This is a genomic window from Streptomyces sp. NPDC059875, from assembly GCF_042731085.1.
Lineage (GTDB): Bacteria > Actinomycetota > Actinomycetes > Streptomycetales > Streptomycetaceae > Streptomyces.
In genome coordinates, this window is the sequence record NZ_JBHWJZ010000014.1 from 26,294 (window position 1) to 45,852 (window position 19,559).

General features: G+C 71.4%; 16 protein-coding genes. 9 read left to right on the top strand and 7 right to left on the bottom strand.

What is annotated here, in order from left to right; genetic code table 11:
• Window positions 1-64: 64 nt before the first annotated feature.
• Window positions 65-862, top strand: a complete 798-nt coding sequence (locus ACFV9D_RS18655; protein ID WP_385146833.1) for a carbon-nitrogen family hydrolase — start codon at window positions 65-67, stop codon at window positions 860-862.
• Window positions 863-1,138: 276 nt separating this feature from the next.
• A complete protein-coding gene (locus ACFV9D_RS18660; RefSeq protein WP_385146836.1) occupies window positions 1,139-2,341 on the top strand; it encodes a trans-sulfuration enzyme family protein in 1,203 nt (400 codons plus the stop codon).
• Window positions 2,342-2,433: 92 nt separating this feature from the next.
• Here the strand turns inward: ACFV9D_RS18660 and ACFV9D_RS18665 are convergent, their stop codons facing one another.
• A complete protein-coding gene (locus ACFV9D_RS18665) occupies window positions 2,434-2,961 on the bottom strand; it encodes an LURP-one-related/scramblase family protein (RefSeq protein WP_385146839.1) in 528 nt (175 codons plus the stop codon).
• An 88-nt stretch (window positions 2,962-3,049) separates the two neighbouring features.
• On the opposite strand from ACFV9D_RS18665, the gene ACFV9D_RS18670 reads away from it, so the two are divergent.
• On the top strand, window positions 3,050-4,855 hold the full coding sequence (locus ACFV9D_RS18670; protein ID WP_385146841.1) for an NHL domain-containing thioredoxin family protein: 1,806 nt from the start codon (window positions 3,050-3,052) through the stop codon (window positions 4,853-4,855).
• Here the strand turns inward: ACFV9D_RS18670 and ACFV9D_RS18675 are convergent.
• The 3 genes from ACFV9D_RS18675 to ACFV9D_RS18685 all read right to left on the bottom strand — a co-directional run bounded on the left by ACFV9D_RS18675 (window position 4,852) and on the right by ACFV9D_RS18685 (window position 8,464).
• Window positions 4,852-5,175, bottom strand: a complete 324-nt coding sequence (locus tag ACFV9D_RS18675; RefSeq protein WP_385146844.1) for a hypothetical protein — start codon at window positions 5,173-5,175, stop codon at window positions 4,852-4,854. The genes ACFV9D_RS18670 and ACFV9D_RS18675 overlap by 4 nt on opposite strands.
• Before the next feature lie 57 nt (window positions 5,176-5,232).
• A complete protein-coding gene (locus ACFV9D_RS18680) occupies window positions 5,233-6,525 on the bottom strand; it encodes a M18 family aminopeptidase (protein WP_385146847.1) in 1,293 nt (430 codons plus the stop codon).
• Between the two features lie 109 nt (window positions 6,526-6,634).
• Window positions 6,635-8,464 carry an acyl-CoA dehydrogenase gene (locus ACFV9D_RS18685; RefSeq protein ID WP_385146850.1) on the bottom strand — a complete coding sequence of 610 codons (1,830 nt, stop codon included), beginning with the start codon at window positions 8,462-8,464 and terminating at the stop codon, window positions 6,635-6,637.
• A 306-nt stretch (window positions 8,465-8,770) separates the two neighbouring features.
• Between ACFV9D_RS18685 and ACFV9D_RS18690 the strand changes: the two genes are divergently transcribed.
• The 3 genes from ACFV9D_RS18690 (at window position 8,771) to ACFV9D_RS18700 (ending at window position 11,683) form a co-directional block, all read left to right on the top strand.
• Complete coding sequence (locus ACFV9D_RS18690) at window positions 8,771-9,262, top strand: SseB family protein (protein ID WP_355110628.1); 492 nt, start codon at window positions 8,771-8,773, stop codon at window positions 9,260-9,262.
• Window positions 9,263-9,375: 113 nt separating this feature from the next.
• Window positions 9,376-10,338 carry a pirin family protein gene (locus ACFV9D_RS18695; protein ID WP_385146853.1) on the top strand — a complete coding sequence of 321 codons (963 nt, stop codon included), beginning with the start codon at window positions 9,376-9,378 and terminating at the stop codon, window positions 10,336-10,338.
• Between the two features lie 229 nt (window positions 10,339-10,567).
• Entirely contained in the window at window positions 10,568-11,683 is a 1,116-nt protein-coding gene (locus ACFV9D_RS18700; RefSeq protein WP_385146856.1) for an AI-2E family transporter, read from the top strand.
• 1 nt (window position 11,684) lies between these two features.
• Here the strand turns inward: ACFV9D_RS18700 and ACFV9D_RS18705 are convergent, their stop codons facing one another.
• Together ACFV9D_RS18705 and ACFV9D_RS18710 are read right to left on the bottom strand one after the other, a co-directional pair.
• Complete coding sequence (locus ACFV9D_RS18705; protein ID WP_385146859.1) at window positions 11,685-12,503, bottom strand: MBL fold metallo-hydrolase; 819 nt, start codon at window positions 12,501-12,503, stop codon at window positions 11,685-11,687.
• Window positions 12,504-12,684: 181 nt separating this feature from the next.
• Window positions 12,685-14,937: a SpoIIE family protein phosphatase gene (locus ACFV9D_RS18710; protein ID WP_385146862.1), complete on the bottom strand. Its 2,253-nt coding sequence runs from the start codon at window positions 14,935-14,937 to the stop codon at window positions 12,685-12,687.
• A gap of 136 nt (window positions 14,938-15,073) precedes the next feature.
• Here ACFV9D_RS18710 and aspS point away from each other — a divergent pair, with 136 nt between their 5' ends.
• Together aspS and ACFV9D_RS18720 are read left to right on the top strand one after the other, a co-directional pair.
• Window positions 15,074-16,900: an aspartate--tRNA ligase gene (aspS, locus tag ACFV9D_RS18715; RefSeq protein WP_385146865.1), complete on the top strand. Its 1,827-nt coding sequence runs from the start codon at window positions 15,074-15,076 to the stop codon at window positions 16,898-16,900.
• Window positions 16,901-17,018: 118 nt separating this feature from the next.
• On the top strand, window positions 17,019-17,981 hold the full coding sequence (locus ACFV9D_RS18720) for an intradiol ring-cleavage dioxygenase (protein WP_385146868.1): 963 nt from the start codon (window positions 17,019-17,021) through the stop codon (window positions 17,979-17,981).
• On the opposite strand, the gene ACFV9D_RS18725 is transcribed toward ACFV9D_RS18720, so the two are convergent.
• On the bottom strand, window positions 17,978-18,739 hold the full coding sequence (locus tag ACFV9D_RS18725) for a triphosphoribosyl-dephospho-CoA synthase (RefSeq protein WP_385146871.1): 762 nt from the start codon (window positions 18,737-18,739) through the stop codon (window positions 17,978-17,980). The two genes, ACFV9D_RS18720 and ACFV9D_RS18725, sit on opposite strands and share 4 nt — an antisense overlap.
• A gap of 210 nt (window positions 18,740-18,949) precedes the next feature.
• On the opposite strand from ACFV9D_RS18725, the gene ACFV9D_RS18730 reads away from it, so the two are divergent.
• A complete protein-coding gene (locus ACFV9D_RS18730; protein ID WP_385146874.1) occupies window positions 18,950-19,516 on the top strand; it encodes a Uma2 family endonuclease in 567 nt (188 codons plus the stop codon).
• Window positions 19,517-19,559 lie beyond the last annotated feature (43 nt).

A 19,559-nucleotide genomic window follows, 5' to 3' on the forward strand; every position in this document is an offset into this window, starting at 1 on the left:
GCAGTGCTTTCGTGTGACGATCGTAGGCCCGTGTTGACGGCTCGAATGCCAGGACGGTGGTAGTGTGCGCGCCTCGCTGATCCAGATCGCAGTAGACCCGGACGAATCGGTCGAAACTCGCCGAGCGCGGGTGGCCGGACTGGTGCGGGAGGAGCGCGGGGCCGCGGACCTCGTCGTCCTGCCGGAGCTGTGGCCGATGGGGGCGTTCGCCTACGAGTCCTTTGCGGCGGAGTCCGAGCCGCTGAACGGTCCGACGTACGAGGCGATGGCGGCGGCGGCCCGGGACGCGGAGGTCTGGCTGCACGCCGGGTCGATCGTCGAGGCGGCCGGCGGAGCCCTCTACAACACCTCGCTGGTCTTCACACCCGAGGGCGCGCTCGCCGCGAGCTACCGCAAGATCCACCGCTTCGGCTTCGACAAGGGCGAGGCCGTCATGATGGCGGCGGGGGACGAGCTGGTGACGGTCGCGCTGCCGGAGCTGACGGTCGGCGTCGGTACCTGCTACGACCTCCGCTTCCCGGAGCTGTTCCGGGGTCTGGTGGACGCGGGCGCGCAGGCGTTCGTCGTCCCGGCGGGCTGGCCGGCCCGCCGCCGCGCCCACTGGACGCTGCTCGCGCGGGCGAGGGCGGTGGAGAACCAGGCGTACATGCTGGCCTGCGGCACGGCGGGCACGCACGCGGGCGTGGAGCAGGCGGGGCACTCGATCGTCGTGGACCCGTGGGGCGAGGTCCTCGCGGAGGCGGGCCCGGGCGAGGAGATCCTGCGCGTCGAACTCGACGCGGCGAAGGTGACGACGACGAGGGAACAGTTCCCGGCGCTGAAGGACCGGGTGCTGGGCGTGGCACGACCGGAACGGGCGTGAGGCGGAAGCGGGCGTGAGGCAGACGCCGGAGCGGGCCTGACGCGGACGCCGGAGCGGGTGTGACCCGCCGGGCCGGGCTGGGAGCCGGCCGCCGGAACCGGCTTCGCCCCGAACGGGCCTGAGGCCGGCACGGCCTGAGGCCGGCGCCGGTCTGACTGGCCGACAGGTGCGGGGCCCTGCACGGCCGTCCACTGGGCGAGAGTGTCACCCCGCCTGCGGACCAATCCGGCGGGATTGGTTCTGGGACCGGGCGCTGCCTCGCTGTTCACTGGCGCCATGAGCGACGACACCGGAGCCCTCCGTCCCGAGACCCTCGCCGTCCACCCGCCCCAGCGGGAGATCACCGGCAGCAGGCCCATGGGCATGCCCCTCTACCAGGGGCACGTCTTCTCCTTCGACAGCGCCGACGCGATGGCGGACGCCTTCCACGCGCCCGACACCTTCCTCTACAACCGCTTCGGCAACCCCACCGTCCGCGCCCTGGAGGACGCCGTCGCCCGTCTGGAGGGCGGGGTCGCCGGGCTCTCGTACGCCTCCGGCATGGGCGCCATCAACGGCGTTCTGCTCGCGCTGCTCTCCGCCGGCGGGCATGTCGTCGCCCAGCGATGCCTCTACGGCGGTACGTACGCGGTCCTCACCGACCTCGCCGAACGCTGGGGCGTCGAGGTCACCTACGTCTCCGGTACGGACCCGGAGGAGGTGCGCCGCGCCCTGCGCCCCGAGACGCGGCTGCTGTACCTGGAGACCATCGCCAACCCGACCACCCGCGTCGGCGACCTGCCCGCCCTGATCGCCGTCGCCGCCGAGGCCGGCGTGGCGAGCGCCGTGGACAACACCTTCGCCTCGCCGCTGCTGTTCCGGCCGATCGACCACGGCGCGGACATCGTCATCCACTCCGCGACCAAGTACCTCGCCGGCCACGCGGACGTACTCGGCGGCATGGCGGTCTTCAAGGACGCCGAGCTGTACGACCGTGTCCGCCACCACGCGGTCGAACTGGGCGCGTCGACCGACCCGTTCGCCGCCTGGCTGACCCTGCGCGGCCTGCAGACCCTGCCGCTGCGGATCGAGCGGCAGTGCGCGAGCGCCCTCGACCTGGCCGGCCGGCTCGCCGCGCACCCCGCGGTCTCGGCGGCGCTCCACCCGGCCCTGGCCGGACACCCGGACGAGGCCATCGCCCGTCGGCTGCTGCCGAAGGGCGGCGGCGGGGTGGTCTCCTTCGACCTCGCGGGCGGCCGGGAGGCGGGCCGTGCCTTCGTGGGGGCGGTACGGGTGGCCTCGCTGAGCCCCTCGCTCGGCGATGTGAAGACCCTGGTGATGCACCCGGCCTCCACCTCGCACCGGCAGCTGGACCCGGCGGCCCTGGAAGCGGCGGGCATCGGCCCCGGGACGGTACGGCTGTCCGTCGGCATCGAGCACGTCGAGGACCTGTGGGCGGACCTGGAGCAGGCGCTGGAGGTCGCGGCGAAGGCGGCGTGACGGCGCGGCGGCCGGGCGGCCGGGGCTGGGGACCGGCGGCTGGGCGCTGAGGGTGCCCAGGGCCTGTCCGGCCCTGATCCGCTGGACAGGCCCTAGCCCTCGCGCTCCCGCTCCGCCATCCGGATCACGCACACCGCGACCGCGATCAGCAGCGCCGCGTCGGCGTCCTCGCGGACGACGTTCACGGCGTAGGTGTCCCGGACGTGGAACCACTGCCGGGAGATGTGGGCGAGGAGTTCGCCGTCGTACTCGACGGTGAACTCGCGGTCCAGGATCCGGCCGCTGACATCGAGCTCGGTGCCCTCGACGAGCGTGACGCGGTAGTGGTTGCGCAGCAGCGAGAGCCGCTTCCTGCGGATCGTGGCGAGCGGGCGGTCGTCCCGCTCGATCGTCATCGCGTCCCGCAGGCTGAACATCTTCTGCCGCAGCGTCACCAGGACCAGTCCCGAGGGGTCCTTCAGCTCCAGGGTGTCGCGCAGCCGCAGGGCCTTGCCGTCGACGAGAAAGGCGTGGCGGCCGCTCTCGTCCTCGATCCAGTAGTCGTCGCCGATGGCGAAGATTTTGTCCCGTACGAGGTACTTGTGGGGGTTCGGGGGTTGTTCCCCGGAATGTCGCAGCATACGGTCACAGCTTCCCCGGCGGGCGCCGGTTCACGCCGTGCCGTAGGCGTGTGATCCGGTGTTCATGCTCGGATGGCAAGCTTGAACCATGAACGATGCCGCCCCGGCGCCCACCCCCGCGCCCGCGCCCCGCCGCGCCCGTGTCCGTGCCCCCGAGCTGATCGGCAAGGGGGGCTGGCTGAACACCGGTGGAGACGAACTGACCCTCGCCGACCTGCGGGGGAAGATCGTTCTGCTCGATTTCTGGACCTTCTGTTGCATCAACTGCCTGCACGTGCTCGACGAGCTCCGTGAGCTGGAGGAGAAGCACCGCGACACCCTCGTGATCATCGGGGTGCACTCCCCGAAGTTCGTCCACGAGGCCGAGCACCAGGCCGTCGTCGACGCCGTCGAGCGGTACGAGGTACACCACCCCGTTCTCGACGATCCCGAGCTCGGGACCTGGAAGCAGTACGCGGTCCGCGCCTGGCCGACGCTCGTCGTCATCGATCCCGAGGGGTACGTCGTCGCCCAGCACGCGGGCGAGGGGCACGCCAACGCGATTCGGACGCTCGTCGAGGAGCTGGAGGTCGAGCACGGGGCCAAGGGGACGCTGCGGCGCGGGGACGGGCCGTACGTGCCGCCGGAGCCGGTCGCGACCGATCTGCGCTTCCCCGGCAAGGCCCTCGCGCTCGACAACGGGAACTTCCTCGTCTCCGACACCACCCGCCACCAGCTCGTCGAGCTGGCCCCGGACGGGGAGACCGTGGTGCGGCGGATCGGGGACGGCGAGTTCCGCGAGCCGCAGGGGCTCACCCTCCTTCCCGACGGCACCGTCGTCGTCGCCGACACCGTGAACCACGCGCTGCGCACGTACGACCCCGAGAGCGGCGCGATCGGGCTGCTCGCCGGTACCGGCAAGCAGTGGTGGCAGGGGTCCCCCACCTCGGGACCCGCCCTGGAGGTGGACCTCTCCTCGCCTTGGGACGTGGCCTGGTGGCAGGGCAAGGTGTGGATCGCCATGGCCGGGGTCCACCAGCTGTGGACGTACGATCCCGCGACGCGGACGGTCGAGGTCGCGGCCGGTACGACCAACGAAGGGCTCGTCGACGGGCCGGCCGCCGAGGCCTGGTTCGCTCAGCCTTCCGGGCTCGCCGCCACGGAGGACCGGCTGTGGATCGCCGACTCGGAGACCAGTGCCGTGCGCTGGATCGACACCGAGGGCGTCGTCCACACCGCCGTCGGCACCGGGCTCTTCGACTTCGGCCACCGCGACGGCGCCGCCTCCCAGGCGCTCCTCCAGCACCCCCTGGGCGTGACCGCCCTCCCCGACGGGTCGGTCGCGATCTCCGACACGTACAACCACGCCCTGCGCCGCTTCGACCCGGCGACGGGCGAGGTGACGACCCTCGCCACCGATCTGCGCGAGCCCAGCGACGCCGTCCTCGTCGGGGACGAGATCCTCGTCGTCGAGTCGGCCAGGCACCGGCTGACCCGGCTGCGGCTGCCCGAGGAGGCCGTCCAGGTCGAGGCGGTCGCCCACCGCACCCAGCGCGAGGCCACCGAGGTCGCGCCCGGCCGGCTCCGTCTCGACGTGGTCTTCCAGGCGCCGACGGGGCAGAAGCTGGACGAGCGCTACGGCCCCTCCACCCGGCTCCTTGTCTCCTCGACCCCGCCCGAGCTGCTGCTCGGCGGCGAGGGCACGGGCACGGACCTGTTCCGGGAGCTGGACCTCAACCCGGAGATCACCGAGGGCGTGCTCCACGTCTCGGCGATGGCGGCGTCCTGCGACGACGACCCGGCCAACGAGTACCCGGCCTGCCATGTGCACCAGCAGGACTGGGGCGTCCCGGTGAAGGTGACGGAAGGCGGCGCCGTCCGCCTCCCGCTCATCCTCGCGGGCATGGACGCCTAGCGCACGATCCCCTGGTTGCGCGACGGCCGCCCGGCCGCCCCGTCCAGACATCCGGCCACCCACGCCCCCGGGTCGTGGGTGGCCGGTGTGCCACCCATGCCCATCCGCTCCATCTCCGCGCACTCCCCGTCCCGCAGCACCCGGAACTTCGCGATCCGGACGGCCTGTACGTAGCCGCCCTCGTACGCGATGTCCGTGCCCCAGGGCGGGCGTTCGTCGTATCGCGCGATCAGGAATCCTGCCGCCGCCGTGCCGAGCAGCACGGCGGCGGCGAGAGATGCGATGAACTTCCCCCGGGACGGGCCTTCCTGACGCTCCATGGGAAGAACATGTCAGGAGGCACCTTTCCCGGATGTTTCGCGGAGCCGCTCGGGGGCTCAGCCCTCCAGGAACGCCACCAGCGCGTTCGCCAGGAGGTACGGGTCGTCCGCTCCGCACAGCTCACGGGCGCTGTGCATCGACAGACACGCCACGCCGATGTCGACGGTGCTGATGCCGTGGCGGGCCGCGGTGATCGGGCCGATCGTCGTGCCGCAGGGCATGTCGTTGTTGGAGACGAAGGACTGCCACGGCACGCCCGCCTTCTCGCAGGCCGCGGCGAACACCGCCCGGCCGCTGCCGTCGGTGGCGTACCGCTGGTTGACGTTCACCTTGAGGATCGGGCCGCCGTTGGGGCGCGGGTGGTGCGTCGGGTCGTGGCGTTCCGCGTAGTTGGGGTGGACGGCGTGGCCGACGTCGGAGGAGAGGCAGATCGAGCCGGCGAAGGCGCGGGCACCCTCCTCGTAGCCGCCGCCGCGGGCGTGGACCGAGCGCTCCAGGACGTTGCCGAGGAGCGGGCCCTGGGCGCCGGTGTCGGCCTGGGAGCCGTTCTCCTCGTGGTCGAAGGCGGCGAGGACGGGGATGTACGGGAGGTCCGCGCGGCCCGCGACGGCGGCCAGGGCGGCGACGCCCGCGTGGACGGAGATCAGGTTGTCCATGCGCGGCCCGGCGACGAGTTCGCGGTCGCGGCCGAGGTAGGCGGGGGCCTCGATGGCGTGGACCATCAGGTCCCAGCCGCTGACGTCCTCGGCCTCGACGCCGGCCTCCTCGGCCACGAAGCGGATCAGGTCGCCCTCGTGGACCTCGCCGAGGCCCCAGATCGGCTGCATGTGGCGCTGCCGTTCGAGCTTGAGGCCGTCGTTGGCCTGGCGGTCGAGGTGGATCGCGAGCTGCGGGACGCGCAGCACGGCGCGGTCCACGTTCACCAGGTGGTGGCTGCCGTCGCGCAGGGTCAGCCGGCCCGCGAGGCCGAGGTCGCGGTCGAGCCAGGTGTTGAGCAGCGTTCCGCCGTAGATCTCGACGGCGACCTGGCGCCAGCCCCGGGCGCCCATGTCGGGCTGCGGCTTCACGCGCAGGTTGGGGGAGTCGGTGTGGGCGCCGACGATCCGGTACGGGGTGTGGGGGGCGGCACCCTCCGGTACGTACCAGGCGATGAGCGCGCCGCCGCGGATCACGTACTTCCCGCCGGTCGTCCCGTCCCAGGCCGCGGTCTCCTCGACCTGCCGGAAGCCGGCCTTCTCCAGCCGCTCGGCGGCGTTCGCCACGGCGTGGTACGGCGACGGTGAGGCCGCCAGGAACGTCATGAGTTCATCGGTGTGGCCGCGGTCGAAGCGGGCGGTGCTGCTCGTCATGGGATCACCTTACGCAGGGCCCGGAATGCGGCGCCGGGCGCTCGAAAGACGGAACGGCCCGCTCCCCTCCCCGGGAGCGAGCCGTTCGTCAGCGGACGGGGCGTGCGTACTAGAACGCGGCCTCGTCCAGGTCCATCAGCGAGCCGTCGACGGCCTCGGCGAGCGCGCGCTCGGCGCCGACGCCGGGCAGGACGTTGGCGGCGAAGAACTTCGCGGCCGCGATCTTGCCCTGGTAGAAGGCCTGGTCCTTGGCGGAGGCGCCGGCGGCCAGCTTGTCGGCGGCGACGGCCGCACCCTTGATGAGCAGGTAGCCGACGACCACGTCGCCGGAAGCCATCAGCAGGCGGGTGGTGTTGAGGCCGACCTTGTAGATGTTCTTGACGTCCTCGCCGGTGGCGGTGAGGTCGGTGAGCATCGCGCCGACGATGCCCTCGAGGTCCACGGCCGCCTTGGCGAGCGCGTCGCGGGCGCCGGCCAGCTCCTCGCCGCCGGTGCCGACCGCGAGGAACTTCTTGATCTCCTCGGCCAGCGCGTTCAGGGACGCGCCCTGGTCGCGGACGATCTTGCGGAAGAAGAAGTCCTGGCCCTGGATGGCCGTGGTGCCCTCGTAGAGGGTGTCGATCTTGGCGTCCCGGATGTACTGCTCGATCGGGTACTCCTGCAGGAAGCCGGAGCCGCCGAAGGTCTGGAGCGACTGCGCGAGCTGCTCGTAGCCCTTCTCGGAGCCGTAGCCCTTCACGATCGGCAGCAGCAGGTCGTTCAGGCCGATCAGGGCCTTCGCGTCCTCGCCGGCCGCTTCCTTGAGCTGGATCTCGTCCTGCACGGTGGCCGTGTAGAGGACGAGGGAGCGCATGCCCTCGGCGTACGCCTTCTGCGTCATCAGCGAGCGGCGGACGTCCGGGTGGTGCGTGATGGTGACCTTGGGGGCGGCCTTGTCCATGAAGTTCGCCAGGTCGGTGCCCTGGACGCGCTCCTTGGCGTACTCCAGGGCGTTGAGGTAGCCCGTGGAGAGGGTGGAGATCGCCTTCGTGCCGACCATCATGCGGGCGAACTCGATGATGAGGAACATCTGGCGGATGCCGTCGTGCTTGTCGCCGATCAGCCAGCCCTTGGCGGGGTGCTGGTCGCCGAAGGTCATCTCGCACGTGTTGGAGGCCTTGAGGCCCATCTTGTGCTCGACGTTCGTGGCGTAGACGCCGTTGCGCTCGCCCAGCTCGCCGGTCTCCCAGTCGAAGTGGTACTTCGGCACGAGGAAGAGGGACAGACCCTTGGTGCCCGGGCCGTGGCCCTCGGGGCGGGCGAGGACGTAGTGGAGGATGTTCTCCTCCATGTCGTGCTCACCGGAGGTGATGAAGCGCTTCACGCCCTCGATGTGCCAGGAGCCGTCCTCCTGCAGGACCGCCTTGGTGCGGCCGGCGCCGACGTCCGAACCGGCGTCCGGCTCGGTGAGGACCATGGTGGAGCCCCACTGGCGCTCGACGGCGATCTGCGCGACCTTCTTCTGCGCCTCGTTGCCCTCGTTGAAGAGGATGCCGGCGAAGGCCGGGCCGGAGGAGTACATCCACACGGCCGGGTTCGCGCCGAGGATCAGCTCCGCGTAGGCCCAGATCAGGGAGCGCGGGGAGGTGGTGCCGCCGATCTCCTCGGGCAGACCCAGGCGCCAGTACTCGGAGTCCATGAAGGCCTTGTAGGACTTCTTGAAGCTGGCCGGGACCGGGGCGGTGTTCGTCTCGGGGTCGAAGACCGGCGGGTTGCGGTCGGCGTCGGCGAAGGACTCGGCCAGCTCGTTCTCGGAGAGGCGGGTCAGCTCCTCCAGGACGCTCTTGGCGGTCTCGACGTCCATCTCCTCGAACGGACCGGTGCCGTACACCTTGTCGCGCCCGAGTACCTCGAAGAGGTTGAACTCGATGTCGCGGAGATTCGACTTGTAGTGCCCCATGGCGACGGCTCCGTAAGGATCGGGGAGGCGGATGTCCTGGTATGCGAGCGTGCTCGTACTACCGGTGAGTAGCCCACGCTTCTCTACGATGATGCTACCCACCGGTAATAAGAGCAACCCCTATCCGGTCATCTGTGACACGAGCCGCAGAAAAAGGGGCTTGGGGGGTGTGCCCCGGGCCCCTCGCGGTCCGGGGCGTGTGCCCCGGGCCCCTCGCGGTCGCCGCGGGCCGGTCGGGTACCCACCTCGTACGCCGGGTCGGTGGAAGCGGTCTGTGGGCGACCTCCGCTCGGTACGCTGTGGGGCATGTACGGCTACGACCAGAACCAGGGCGCCCAGCAGCAGTACGCCCCGCCGCCGCAGCAGCCGATGCCGGGCGGTGTCCAGGGTGGGATGCAGGGTGGGTACGGGCAGCAGCCTCCCCTGTATCCGGAGCCGTCGCCGCCGTCGCTCGCCGACGCCGTACGGGCCTTCACGACCGGGTCCCTGGCCGCCGAGGACTTCCAGCAGATCTTCGCGACCTCCAAGGTCTACTGCCCGCGGGGGGACAACCCCGGCTTCCTCGCGCTGCACAACACCCAGCAGCCGGTCATCCCGATGTTCACCTCGCTGAAGGAGCTGCGGCGGTACGCGGGCAAGGAGTCGAAGTACTTCGTGATCACCGGCGCCGAGGTGATCGACCTGCTGCCGACCGGGTACGGCTTCGTCCTGGACATGGAGGGCGACCACCGGATGGTCTTCGACGCGAAGGCCGTGGAACAGATGGTCGACTTCGCGATGCGCCGGATGTACGGCTGACCGACGCTGGTAGGTGGGAGAGCGCCCGGGAGGAATTCCTCCCGGGCGTTGTGCGTTCCGGGTGGCAGGAAGTTCATTGTTCAACTAAACTGGTCGCACAAGGAGGTCCCGCCATGCCCGCTGTGACTGTCGAGAACCCGCTCACCCTGCCGCGCGTCGCCGCCCCGGCCGACGCCGTCTCCCGCCCCGTGCTCGCCGTGACCACGGCGCCTTCCGGCTTCGAGGGCGAGGGCTTCCCGGTGCGCCGCGCGTTCGCCGGGATCAACTACCAGTACCTCGACCCGTTCATCATGATGGACCAGATGGGAGAGGTGGAGTACGCCCCCGGTGAGCCCAAGGGCACCCCGTGGCACCCCCACCGCGGCTTCGAGACCGTCACGTACATCATCGACGGGATCTTCGACCACCAGGACTCCAACGGCGGTGGCGGCACCATCACCAACGGCGACACCCAGTGGATGACCGCCGGCTCCGGCCTGCTCCACATCGAGGCCCCGCCGGAGTCCCTCGTCGTGAGCGGCGGCCTCTTCCACGGGCTCCAGCTGTGGGTGAACCTGCCCGCCTCCGACAAGATGATGGCCCCGCGCTACCAGGACATCCGCGGCGGCCAGGTGCAGCTGCTGACCTCCCCCGACGGCGGCGCGCTGCTCCGCGTCATCGCCGGCGAGCTCGACGGCCACGCGGGCCCGGGCATCACGCACACCCCGATCACGATGATCCACGCGACGATCCGGCCGGGCGCCGAGGTGACCCTGCCCTGGCGCGAGGACTTCAACGGGCTCGTCTACGTCCTGGCCGGGCGCGGCTCCGTCGGCACCGAGCGGCGACCGGTCCACATGGGCCAGACCGCCGTGTTCGGCAAGGGCGGTGCGCTGACCGTCAGGGCCGACGAGACGCAGGACGGGCACACGCCCGACCTGGAGGTCGTCGTCCTCGGCGGACAGCCGATCCGCGAACCGATGGCCCACTACGGCCCGTTCGTGATGAACACCCAGGCCGAGCTGCGCCAGGCCTTCGAGGACTTCCAGGCGGGCCGACTCGGCACGATCCCGGCGGTCCACGGGATGGGCGAGTAAGGACGCGCGGGGGTACGGGACGCAGACGCGTACGAGTTACGGGTACGGGGTCGGGCACGCGCCCGGCCCCGTACCCGTATCCGTACGCCCGCGACTCCGTACGCCCGCGACTCCGTACGTCTGCGGGTCGGGCGCCACGTACCCGTACCCCCACACGCCCTGACGGGGCGTCACTCGTCCGGGCCCGCAGCGCAGGACGACACGCCGGACGGCGTGGTCCGGTGAGGGGGTGCAGCCCCCGCAGCCGCAACCCCACAGCCCGCAGGGTCCCCGGAGCGTCCCGCGTCCTCTCCTCCCCGAGGTCGTCCGCCGGGTCGCCGCCTGGTGTGCCGTCGCGCTGCTCGTCGCGGGGGTCGCCGCCGTCGGGATCTGGCTGTGCGCCGTGTTCCAGACGGCCGTCACACCCGTCCTGCTCGCGATCCTCGGCACCGCGCTCCTCGGGCCGCTCTACCGGCGCCTGCTGCGGATGAAGGTGCAGAAGTCGCTCGCCGCCGGACTCACGGTCCTCGCCGTCCTCGCCTTCGTCGGCGGCGCCACCTACATCGTGGTCGTCGCCCTCATCGAGACCGGCGACCAGATCATCGCCTCGGTGCGACAGGCCGCCGCCGACATCGCCGAGCACCTGGGCGCGGCCGGCACCTCGCTCGACGACCTCGCCAAGAACGCGAAGGATCTGCTGCAGAAGTTCGGCGGGACCGCCGCGTCCGGGGTGATCTCGGGGCTGAGCGTCGTCGGCGAGGTGGCCGCCACCGCCGTCCTCGCCCTGCTGCTGATCTTCTTCTTCCTGCGCGACTCCGACAAGGCCGCCGGGACCCTGCGCTCGCTCGCCCCCCGCTCGACCGGCGACACGCTGGAGGCCATGGGCCGCCGCGCCTTCGAGGCCGTCGAGGGCTTCATGCGGGGCACGACCCTCGTCGCCCTCGTCGACGCCGTCCTCATCACCATCGGGCTGCTGATCCTGCGCGTGCCCGGCGCCGTCGGGCTCGGCGCGCTCGTCTTCGTCACCGCCTACATCCCGTACCTCGGCGCCTTCCTCTCCGGGGCCGTCGCCGTCCTCGTCGCCCTCGCCGACCGCGGCTTCGTCATCGCGCTGTGGGCCCTCGGCGTCGTCCTGGCCGTCCAGGTCATCGAGGGCAACGTCCTCCAGCCCGCGATCCAGAGCCGGACCGTGCAGATGCACCCGGCCGTCGTCATGCTCGCCATCACGGCCGGGGCGTCCGTCGCGGGGATCCTGGGCATGCTGCTCGCCGTACCGGTGACGGCGGCCGCCTTCGGGGTGATCGGCGAGCTGCGCAGCCGGTACGGGACGCCGGAGGGGACAGCGGAGGCGCCCGCCACGGAGTGACTCAGGTCGCCGCCGGCATGCCGCCCGGCTCGAAGGACGCCAGCATCTGCTCGAGCGCCGCCTGGTCCGGGCCCACGAACGGGTCCGCGTCCGGGGCCATCGTGATCGTGTCGATCATCAGGGCGGTCATCCGGACGGCGGGCGGCAGGTGTGTGCTGAGCACGATCTCCGGGTTCATCTCCTGCAGGGGCGCGATCGTCGCCCGGTACTTCTCCGGGTCCACGATGTGCACCCACGGGCTGTCCAGGGTCGCCCACAGCAGCTGCGCCTCCCGCAGCTCCTCGGGCTTGAGGTCGTTCGCGTGCCCGCTCTCCGCGAGCTCCGCGGTCGGCATCGGCCCGCCGAAGCAGTCGGAGCTGAAGCAGATCCGGGTCTTCTCGTCGTAGAAGCCGACGGTGGCCGGGTTGTCGAAGAGCGGCGGCCTGAAGGCGCGCAGCATGCGGTCGCCGACGTCGAGGGACTGGCCGGGGTTGAGGAAGTAGAGGCGATCCATCGGCAGGGGGCGCTCGGTGGTCATGATCCCCGCGCCGATGTACGTCGTCACGACGCGCGCCCGGGGCGCGGCCACGAGCAGGTCGAAGATGCCGCCCGTGTGGTCACGGTCGGGGTGGGTGAGCCAGATCCAGCGGACGTCGGCGGGGTCGATGACCGAGCCGAGCGCCGCGACGAAGTCGCGGTCGGAGATGGAGAGTCCGGTGTCGACGACGACCGGCTCCTTGGCGGTGAGGACGTAGGCGTTGACGGGCAGGTGGCCGATTCCTGGCACTTCGAGGCTGTCGGCCAGGACGGTGGTGTCGCTGCCGACCTTGTGGGTGTCCATGGCATGCTCCGTGGTCCCCCCAGGCGGCCGTACGACACCAGTCTCCCCTGCTGCCGCACACCCCGCCCGCCGTGGGATCCGCTGCCGTACGCCCGGCGCGCCGTGGCACCCGCTGTCGTACGCGTCTCACGCGGCGTGAGACCAGGGCCGCAGGGCGCCACGTGTCGCCCCCGTCGGGCGACTACGCGCAGCAGCCCTTCCCCGACGGCGGCTCGTTCAGCTCGAACCAGATCGACTTGCCCTCTCCCCGCGGGTCCACGCCCCACGCGTGCGCCAGCATCTCCATCAGCACCAGGCCGCGCCCCGACGAGGCCATCTCGCCCGGATGCCGCTTGTGCGGCAGCTCGTCGCTCGCGTCGGAGACCTCCACCCGCAGCCGGCGGGCTTCGTCGTCGCAGGTCACCTCCGCGACGATGAGGGCGTCCCCGTCCGTGTGGATGAGGACGTTGGTGACCATCTCGGAGATCATCAGGACCGCCGAGTCGACCTGGTCCTCGTCGGTCCAGTCGTGCAGCAGCTGGCGCAGGTGCTGGCGGGCCGCTGCGATCCGCTCCGGCTCCGCCTGGGCGACGGTCATCATCGTGCGGCGCGGCGCCTGGCGCACCGCCGGGCCCTGGCGGGAGAGGAGCAGGACGGCGATGTCGTCCTCGCGCCGGTCGGCGAGCGGCCCGGTGGTGTGGTGGGAGCCGGGCCCGTGGACGGCCTCGACGAGGCTGTCGGCCAGGTCCTCCAGGGAGTCGCCGTCGTGCCCTTCGAGCAGCGCGCGGATGCGTTCCCAGCCGCTGTCCAGGTCGTGGCCGCCGGTCTCCAGGAGCCCGTCCGTGCACATCATCAGGGTCTCGCCGGGCTCCAGCGTGAACCGGGTGGTGGGGTAGTCGGTGTCCGGGTCGATGCCGAGCGGGAGCCCGCCCGCGGTCGGACGCAGGAGAACCGTTCCGTCGGTCATGCGCACCGCCGGGTCGGGGTGCCCGGCCCGGGCGATGTCCACGACGCCGGTGACCGGGTCGATCTCCAGGTAGAGGCAGGTCGCGAAGCGCGGCCCGCCGTCGTGAGCCGCCCCGTCGTGAGCCGCCCCGTCGTGAGCCGCCCCGTCGGGGCCGGTCACCAGGTCCGGGCCGGACACGCCGGACACGCCGACCCCGGCGCCCCGGAGGGACCCGTCGGTCCCGGTGGTCCCCGTGGCGTCCCCGGGCGTGTCCCCGTTGGTGATCCCGTACAGGAAGCGCGAGGCGCGGGAGAGGACGGCGTCCGGCCGGTGGCCCTCGGAGGCGTACGCGCGCAGGGCGATCCGGAGCTGGCCCATCAGCCCGGCGGCGCGGACGTCGTGGCCCTGGACGTCGCCGATGACGAGCGCGATGCGTCCTCCCCCGTGGCCTCCGGCACGGGAGGTACCCCCAGGCACCGGGATCATGTCGTACCAGTCGCCGCCGACCTGGAGCCCGCCGCCGGTGGGGACGTACCGCGCGGCGACGTGCAGGCCCGGGATCCCGGGCCCGAGCACCGGCATCATCGTGCGCTGCAGGCCGAGCGACAACTCGCGCTCGGACTCCGCGACACCCGCCCGGGCGAGGGCCTGGGCGAGCATCCGGGCGACCGTGGTGAGGACGGACCGCTCGTCGGGGGTGAACGCGACCGGGTGCTTGAACGCGGCCATCCAGGCGCCCATGGTGCGCCCCGCGACGATGAGCGGCAGGTAGGCCCAGGACTGCCGGCCGAAGCGCTGCGCGAGCGGCCAGGTCACCGGGAAGCGCCGCAGGTACTCCTCCGGCGTCGGCAGGTAGATCGCCCGCCCGGTCCGTACGACCTCGGCCGCCGGATAGTCGGTGTCCACCGACATCGAGGTGAAGGGGCCCTCGTCGCCCGCGCTGTGCCCGTGGTGGCCGATGATCGTCAGCCGCTCGCCCGCGACCCCGAAGACGGCGAGCCCGTCGGGCGAGAAGCCCGGCATGGAGAGCGAGGCGGCGACCCGCAGCACTTCGGCGGTCGACCGGGCCTCGGCGAGCGCCCGGCCCGCGTCGAGCAGGAATGCCTCGCGCGAGCGGCGCCAGTCGCCGGTGACGGGCGTACGGGCGGCGGTGCCGGGCTGAGGTTCGGCGACCTCCTGGAGGGTGCCGACGAGTTGGTAGTCGTCGCCCTCGATGAGCGGCTTGGACCTGCTCCGTACGGTACGGATCACCCGTCCGTGGCCGTCCATGATCCGCAGCCGGGCCTCCGCGAGGGTCCCCTCGGCCACGGCGAGGTTGACGACCCCGTCGATCTCGTTCCAGTCGACGGGATGAAACCGGGAGCGTACGGCAGCTTCGGTGAGCTGGGCCGGTTCGGCGGGCAGCCCGAGGAGCCGGGCCGCCTCGGCGTCGAGCGTGACGATCCCGGAAGCGTTGTCCCAGCGCCACAGGCCGGTCGCGATCGCGGCCAGGACGTCCTCGGTGCGCATTGCCCCACTTTATGAATATCGGACTCCAGGTCGCCACTGAGAGTATTCGAAAAGGGATCTTGGGTCGCCCGGTACCCTTGACGGGCTTAGATATATCTAGGCTCCCCACCGATTTCCGAAGACTGGATGAACGACGATGCATCGGTACAGGTCCCACACCTGCGGCGAGCTCCGCGCCTCTGACGTCGGCACCGACGTCCGGCTGAGCGGCTGGCTGCACAATCGGCGCGACCTGGGCGGCATCCTCTTCATCGATCTGCGCGACCACTACGGGATCACGCAGCTCGTCGCCCGGCCCGGCACCGCCGCCGCCGAGGTGCTCGACAAGCTGACGAAGGAGACCGTCGTCCGCGTCGACGGCAAGGTCGTCTCGCGTGGCGCGGAGAACGTCAACCCGGAGCTCCCCACCGGCGAGATCGAGATCGAGGCCGCCGAGGTCGAGGTCCTGGGCGCGGCCAAGCAGATCCCGTTCACCGTCAACACCGACGACGGCGTGAACGAGGAGCGGCGCCTCGAGTACCGCTTCCTCGACCTGCGCCGCGAGCGCATGCACCGCAACATCATGCTGCGCTCGGCCGTCATCGCCTCCATCCGCTCGAAGATGGTGGCCCTCGGCTTCAACGAGATGGCGACCCCGATCCTCGCCGCGACCTCCCCCGAGGGCGCCCGCGACTTCGTCGTCCCGTCCCGCCTGAACCCGGGCAAGTTCTACGCGCTGCCGCAGGCGCCGCAGCAGTTCAAGCAGCTGCTGATGATCTCCGGCTTCGACCGCTACTTCCAGATCGCGCCGTGCTTCCGGGACGAGGACGCCCGCGCGGACCGTTCGCCGGGCGAGTTCTACCAGCTCGACGTGGAGATGAGCTTCGTCGAGCAGGAGGACGTCTTCCAGCCGATCGAGAAGCTCATGACCGAGATCTTCGAGGAGTTCGGCGGCGGGCGTCACGTCACGTCCCCGTTCCCGCGGATCCCGTTCCGCGAGTCGATGCTCAAGTACGGCAACGACAAGCCGGACCTGCGCACCGCCCTCGAGCTCGTCGACATCTCGGACGTCTTCGAGAACTCCGAGTTCAAGGCCTTCGCCGGCAAGCACGTGCGTGCCCTGGCCGTCCCGAACACGGGCGACCAGCCGCGCAAGTTCTTCGACTCGCTGGGTGACTTCGCGGTCTCCCTGGGCGCGAAGGGCCTGGCCTGGGTCCGCGTCGGCGAAGGCAACGCGCTGACCGGCCCGATCGCCAAGTTCCTCACCGAGGAGAACGTCAAGGTCCTCACCGAGCGCCTCGGCCTGGAGCCGGGCCACGCGATCTTCTTCGGCGCGGGCGAGTTCGACGAGGTCTCCAAGATCATGGGCCCGGTCCGGGTCGAGGCCGCGAAGCGCGCCGGCCAGTTCGAGGAGAACGTCTTCCGGTTCGCCTGGATCGTGGACTTCCCGATGTACGAGCGGGACGAGGAGACCGGCAAGATCGATTTCTCGCACAACCCGTTCTCCATGCCGCAGGGCGGTCTTGAGGCCCTGGAGACCCAGGACCCGCTGGACGTCCTCGGCTGGCAGTACGACATCGTCTGCAACGGCATCGAGCTGTCCTCGGGCGCGATCCGGAACCACGAGCCCGAGATCATGTTCAAGGCCTTCGAGATCGCGGGCTACTCGCGCGAGACGGTCGAGCACGAGTTCGCGGGCATGCTCCGCGCCTTCGAGTTCGGCGCCCCGCCGCACGGCGGCATCGCCCCGGGCGTGGACCGCATCGTGATGCTCCTGGCCGACGAGCCGAACATCCGCGAGACGATCGCCTTCCCGCTCAACGGCAACGCCCAGGACCTGCTGATGGGCGCCCCGACGGAGCTGGACGAGGCGCGCCTGCGCGAGCTGAACATCCAGCTGCGCAAGCCGGTGGAGAAGGCCGTGGAGAAGCCGACCGACGGCCGCCCGATCACGGAGGCCGTCCACCCGGACGCCTCGCGGTAAGTGCGACGGAAGGGCCCGGAACCGTACGACGGTTCCGGGCCCTTCCGCGTACGCGCACACAGGAACTCACAGCTGCCGCCCATGTCCCTGACAGCGGGGCTTCCTAGGGTCCTCGCCCATGAGCGAGAACGCGAAGCACAAGAGGACCATGACGCGCCGTCGGGCGCTGGTCGCGGGCGGCGGTGTGGTGGTCGCGGCCGGGATCGGCGCGGGCGCGGTCGCGACGGCGTCGGCCGGCTCGTCGGGCAAGGGCACGGCGTCGGGCGGTACGTCCGCAGGCACGTCGGGCGAGGCGTGCTACCGCCTCACGTCGGAGACCACTGAGGGCCCGTACTACATCGACGCGGACAAGATCCGGAAGGACATCACCGAGGACCGGGAGGGCATCCCGCTGACCGTGCGCCTGAAGGTGATCGATGCCGACACCTGCAAGCCGCTGCGGAGCGCCGCGGTCGACATCTGGCACTGCGACGCGCTGGGCATCTACTCGGGGTACGAGAGCCTGAGCACGGGCGGCGGAGGCGGAGGCGGAGGCGGCACGCCGCCGACGGGTATCCCTCCCACGGACATGCCGACGGACATGCCGAGCGGAACGCCGACCGGGACGCCGACCGGGACGCCTCCCACCGGAGGGCCGGGCGGCGGCGGAGGCGGCGGCCACGAGGAGCCCACGGACGACAAGCGATACCTGCGCGGCACCCAACTCACCGACAAACACGGGTACGTGGAGTTCAAGACGGTCTTCCCCGGCTGGTACCGGGGCCGTTGCGTCCACATCCACACCAAGGTGCACGTGGGCGGCAAGATGACCGAGTCCGGCTACGAGAGCGGGCACACCTGCCACACCGGCCAGCTGTTCTTCGCGGAGTCCGCCGTCCTGGACTCCGCGAAGGTCGCCCCGTACTCCACCAGCACGACGGAACGCACGACGCTCGACGCGGACACGATCTACCCGGGCAACGGGGCCGAGGGCGGGCTGCTCACCCTCAAGTACCCGAAGGGGAAGATCGCGAAGGGTGTGGTCGCCACGCTGACGATGGGCGTCGACCCGGACGAGACCCACACGGGCACGTCCTCCTAACCACGGAGCCGGTCCAGGAACAGGGCAGCGGCCAGCAGATGGCCGCTGCCCCTCGGCCGGAGGCCACGCTCCCGCAGCCGCCGGTCGAGGTCGTCGAGGGCGAGCCGCCCCTCGACGACCTCGCGGGCCCCGTCCTGCACCTCCCGCAGACCGTGCGGGCCGGCGGCGTGGAGCAGGCCGGTGTCCTGGAGCGTCGTCATGACGGTGAGCAGAGCCTTGAGGTGGGCCGCGGGCTCCCGGTCACCGTCTCGCCGCGCGGCGTCAAGGGCGGCCAACGCCCGCCGTACGTGCGGAAATCCGGCCCGCGCCTCGCCCCTCGCGCCCGCGGCCCCGTACCGGACGGAGACGGCGGACCCGGGCGAGGGCGTGCGGGGAGCCCGCCGGTCCGGGTGCGCCGCGATCGCCCGCGCGAGCCCGGTGATCTCCTCCACGCCTCCACCCGGCGCGAGGGCAGCCCCCGCCACCAGCAGCCCGAGCGGCCACACGGCCCCGTGATGCAGAGCGCGGCCCCCATCGGCCCGCCGCATGTCCCGCTCCGCGCCCCGCCCGATCGCCCCGAGCTCCTCGCGCAGCCCACGACTGGGCTCCCCGCCCCGCCGCGCGACCGCCGCCATCGCGGCGAACCCGGGCCCCAACGCCTCGGCGGCCCACCGCAGCGCCCCGGGATCCCCCTCCCCACTGCCCGGCAGCCGGACCCCACCCAGCAGCCCTTCCACAGCGACCCGGGCCAGCTCCTCGTCCTTACGGCTCACAGTCATGCGCGGCAGGCTAGGCCCCGGACCTGGGCGTTTCCCCGAGCTGGGCTGTGAGCGGGCTGTGTCACCCACAGGGGTGAACGGGTCGCAATCCTTCGATCCACGCCTCTGGCATATGCCAGGGTCGCTGTCATGGCGACTGCGACGAACCGGGCCGGGGCCGTAGGTGAACACGTACCGTGGAAGGCACCACCGATCCAGGAGGAGTCTGCCGTGAGCGTCCTGACTCAGGAGGGGTTCGAGGAACTCGCCCGTCTTGGCGAACGCGTGGACGAATCTCTGCGCCTTGAGTTCATCAACGGGAAGATCGGGGAGAAGGCATTGCCGGACGGCGACCACGGGCGGATCATCGAGTGGCTCACACGTCTGTGCATCCAGACCGACGCGGGCTGGTGGCTCTACCCGGACCAGGGCCTGAGGGTCGAGAGGTACCGGAAAGGCAACGCCCGTCCCGACGGCTGTCTCGCACCGAGTGACACGTTCGTCGGCCAGGGCGAGTGGGCGAGTGCCGACGGCGTCCTGATGGTCGTCGAAGTCACCTCCGGCGACTCGGACACCGGTCGCCGCGACCGCGTCGAAAAGCCGCGTGCCTACGCCGAGACCGGTATCCCCGTGTACCTGCTGATCGACAGGACCATGTGCGAGGTCAAGGTCCATTCCCAACCGGACGGGGAGCGCTACGAGATGGTGGCGACGGTGCCGTTCGGTAAGACGGTCACGCTGCCGGAGCCGGTGGACATGGAACTGGACACCGAGCCGCTCAAGGGCTGGGTGCGCTGACCCGGAGGGGCCCGTATCTGAGCGCACAGCGGCGCCGGACCAG

Coding starts and splice junctions, on each gene's coding strand:
- aspS (WP_385146865.1), top strand. CDS start 15,074: ATGCATCGGTACAGGTCCCACACCTGCGGCGAGCTCCGCGCCTCTGAC.
- ACFV9D_RS18690 (WP_355110628.1), top strand. CDS start 8,771: ATGTACGGCTACGACCAGAACCAGGGCGCCCAGCAGCAGTACGCCCCG.
- ACFV9D_RS18675 (WP_385146844.1), bottom strand. CDS start 5,175: ATGGAGCGTCAGGAAGGCCCGTCCCGGGGGAAGTTCATCGCATCTCTC.
- ACFV9D_RS18680 (WP_385146847.1), bottom strand. CDS start 6,525: ATGACGAGCAGCACCGCCCGCTTCGACCGCGGCCACACCGATGAACTC.
- ACFV9D_RS18665 (WP_385146839.1), bottom strand. CDS start 2,961: ATGCTGCGACATTCCGGGGAACAACCCCCGAACCCCCACAAGTACCTC.
- ACFV9D_RS18720 (WP_385146868.1), top strand. CDS start 17,019: ATGAGCGAGAACGCGAAGCACAAGAGGACCATGACGCGCCGTCGGGCG.
- ACFV9D_RS18670 (WP_385146841.1), top strand. CDS start 3,050: ATGAACGATGCCGCCCCGGCGCCCACCCCCGCGCCCGCGCCCCGCCGC.
- ACFV9D_RS18725 (WP_385146871.1), bottom strand. CDS start 18,739: ATGACTGTGAGCCGTAAGGACGAGGAGCTGGCCCGGGTCGCTGTGGAA.
- ACFV9D_RS18710 (WP_385146862.1), bottom strand. CDS start 14,937: ATGCGCACCGAGGACGTCCTGGCCGCGATCGCGACCGGCCTGTGGCGC.
- ACFV9D_RS18705 (WP_385146859.1), bottom strand. CDS start 12,503: ATGGACACCCACAAGGTCGGCAGCGACACCACCGTCCTGGCCGACAGC.
- ACFV9D_RS18660 (WP_385146836.1), top strand. CDS start 1,139: ATGAGCGACGACACCGGAGCCCTCCGTCCCGAGACCCTCGCCGTCCAC.
- ACFV9D_RS18695 (WP_385146853.1), top strand. CDS start 9,376: ATGCCCGCTGTGACTGTCGAGAACCCGCTCACCCTGCCGCGCGTCGCC.
- ACFV9D_RS18685 (WP_385146850.1), bottom strand. CDS start 8,464: ATGGGGCACTACAAGTCGAATCTCCGCGACATCGAGTTCAACCTCTTC.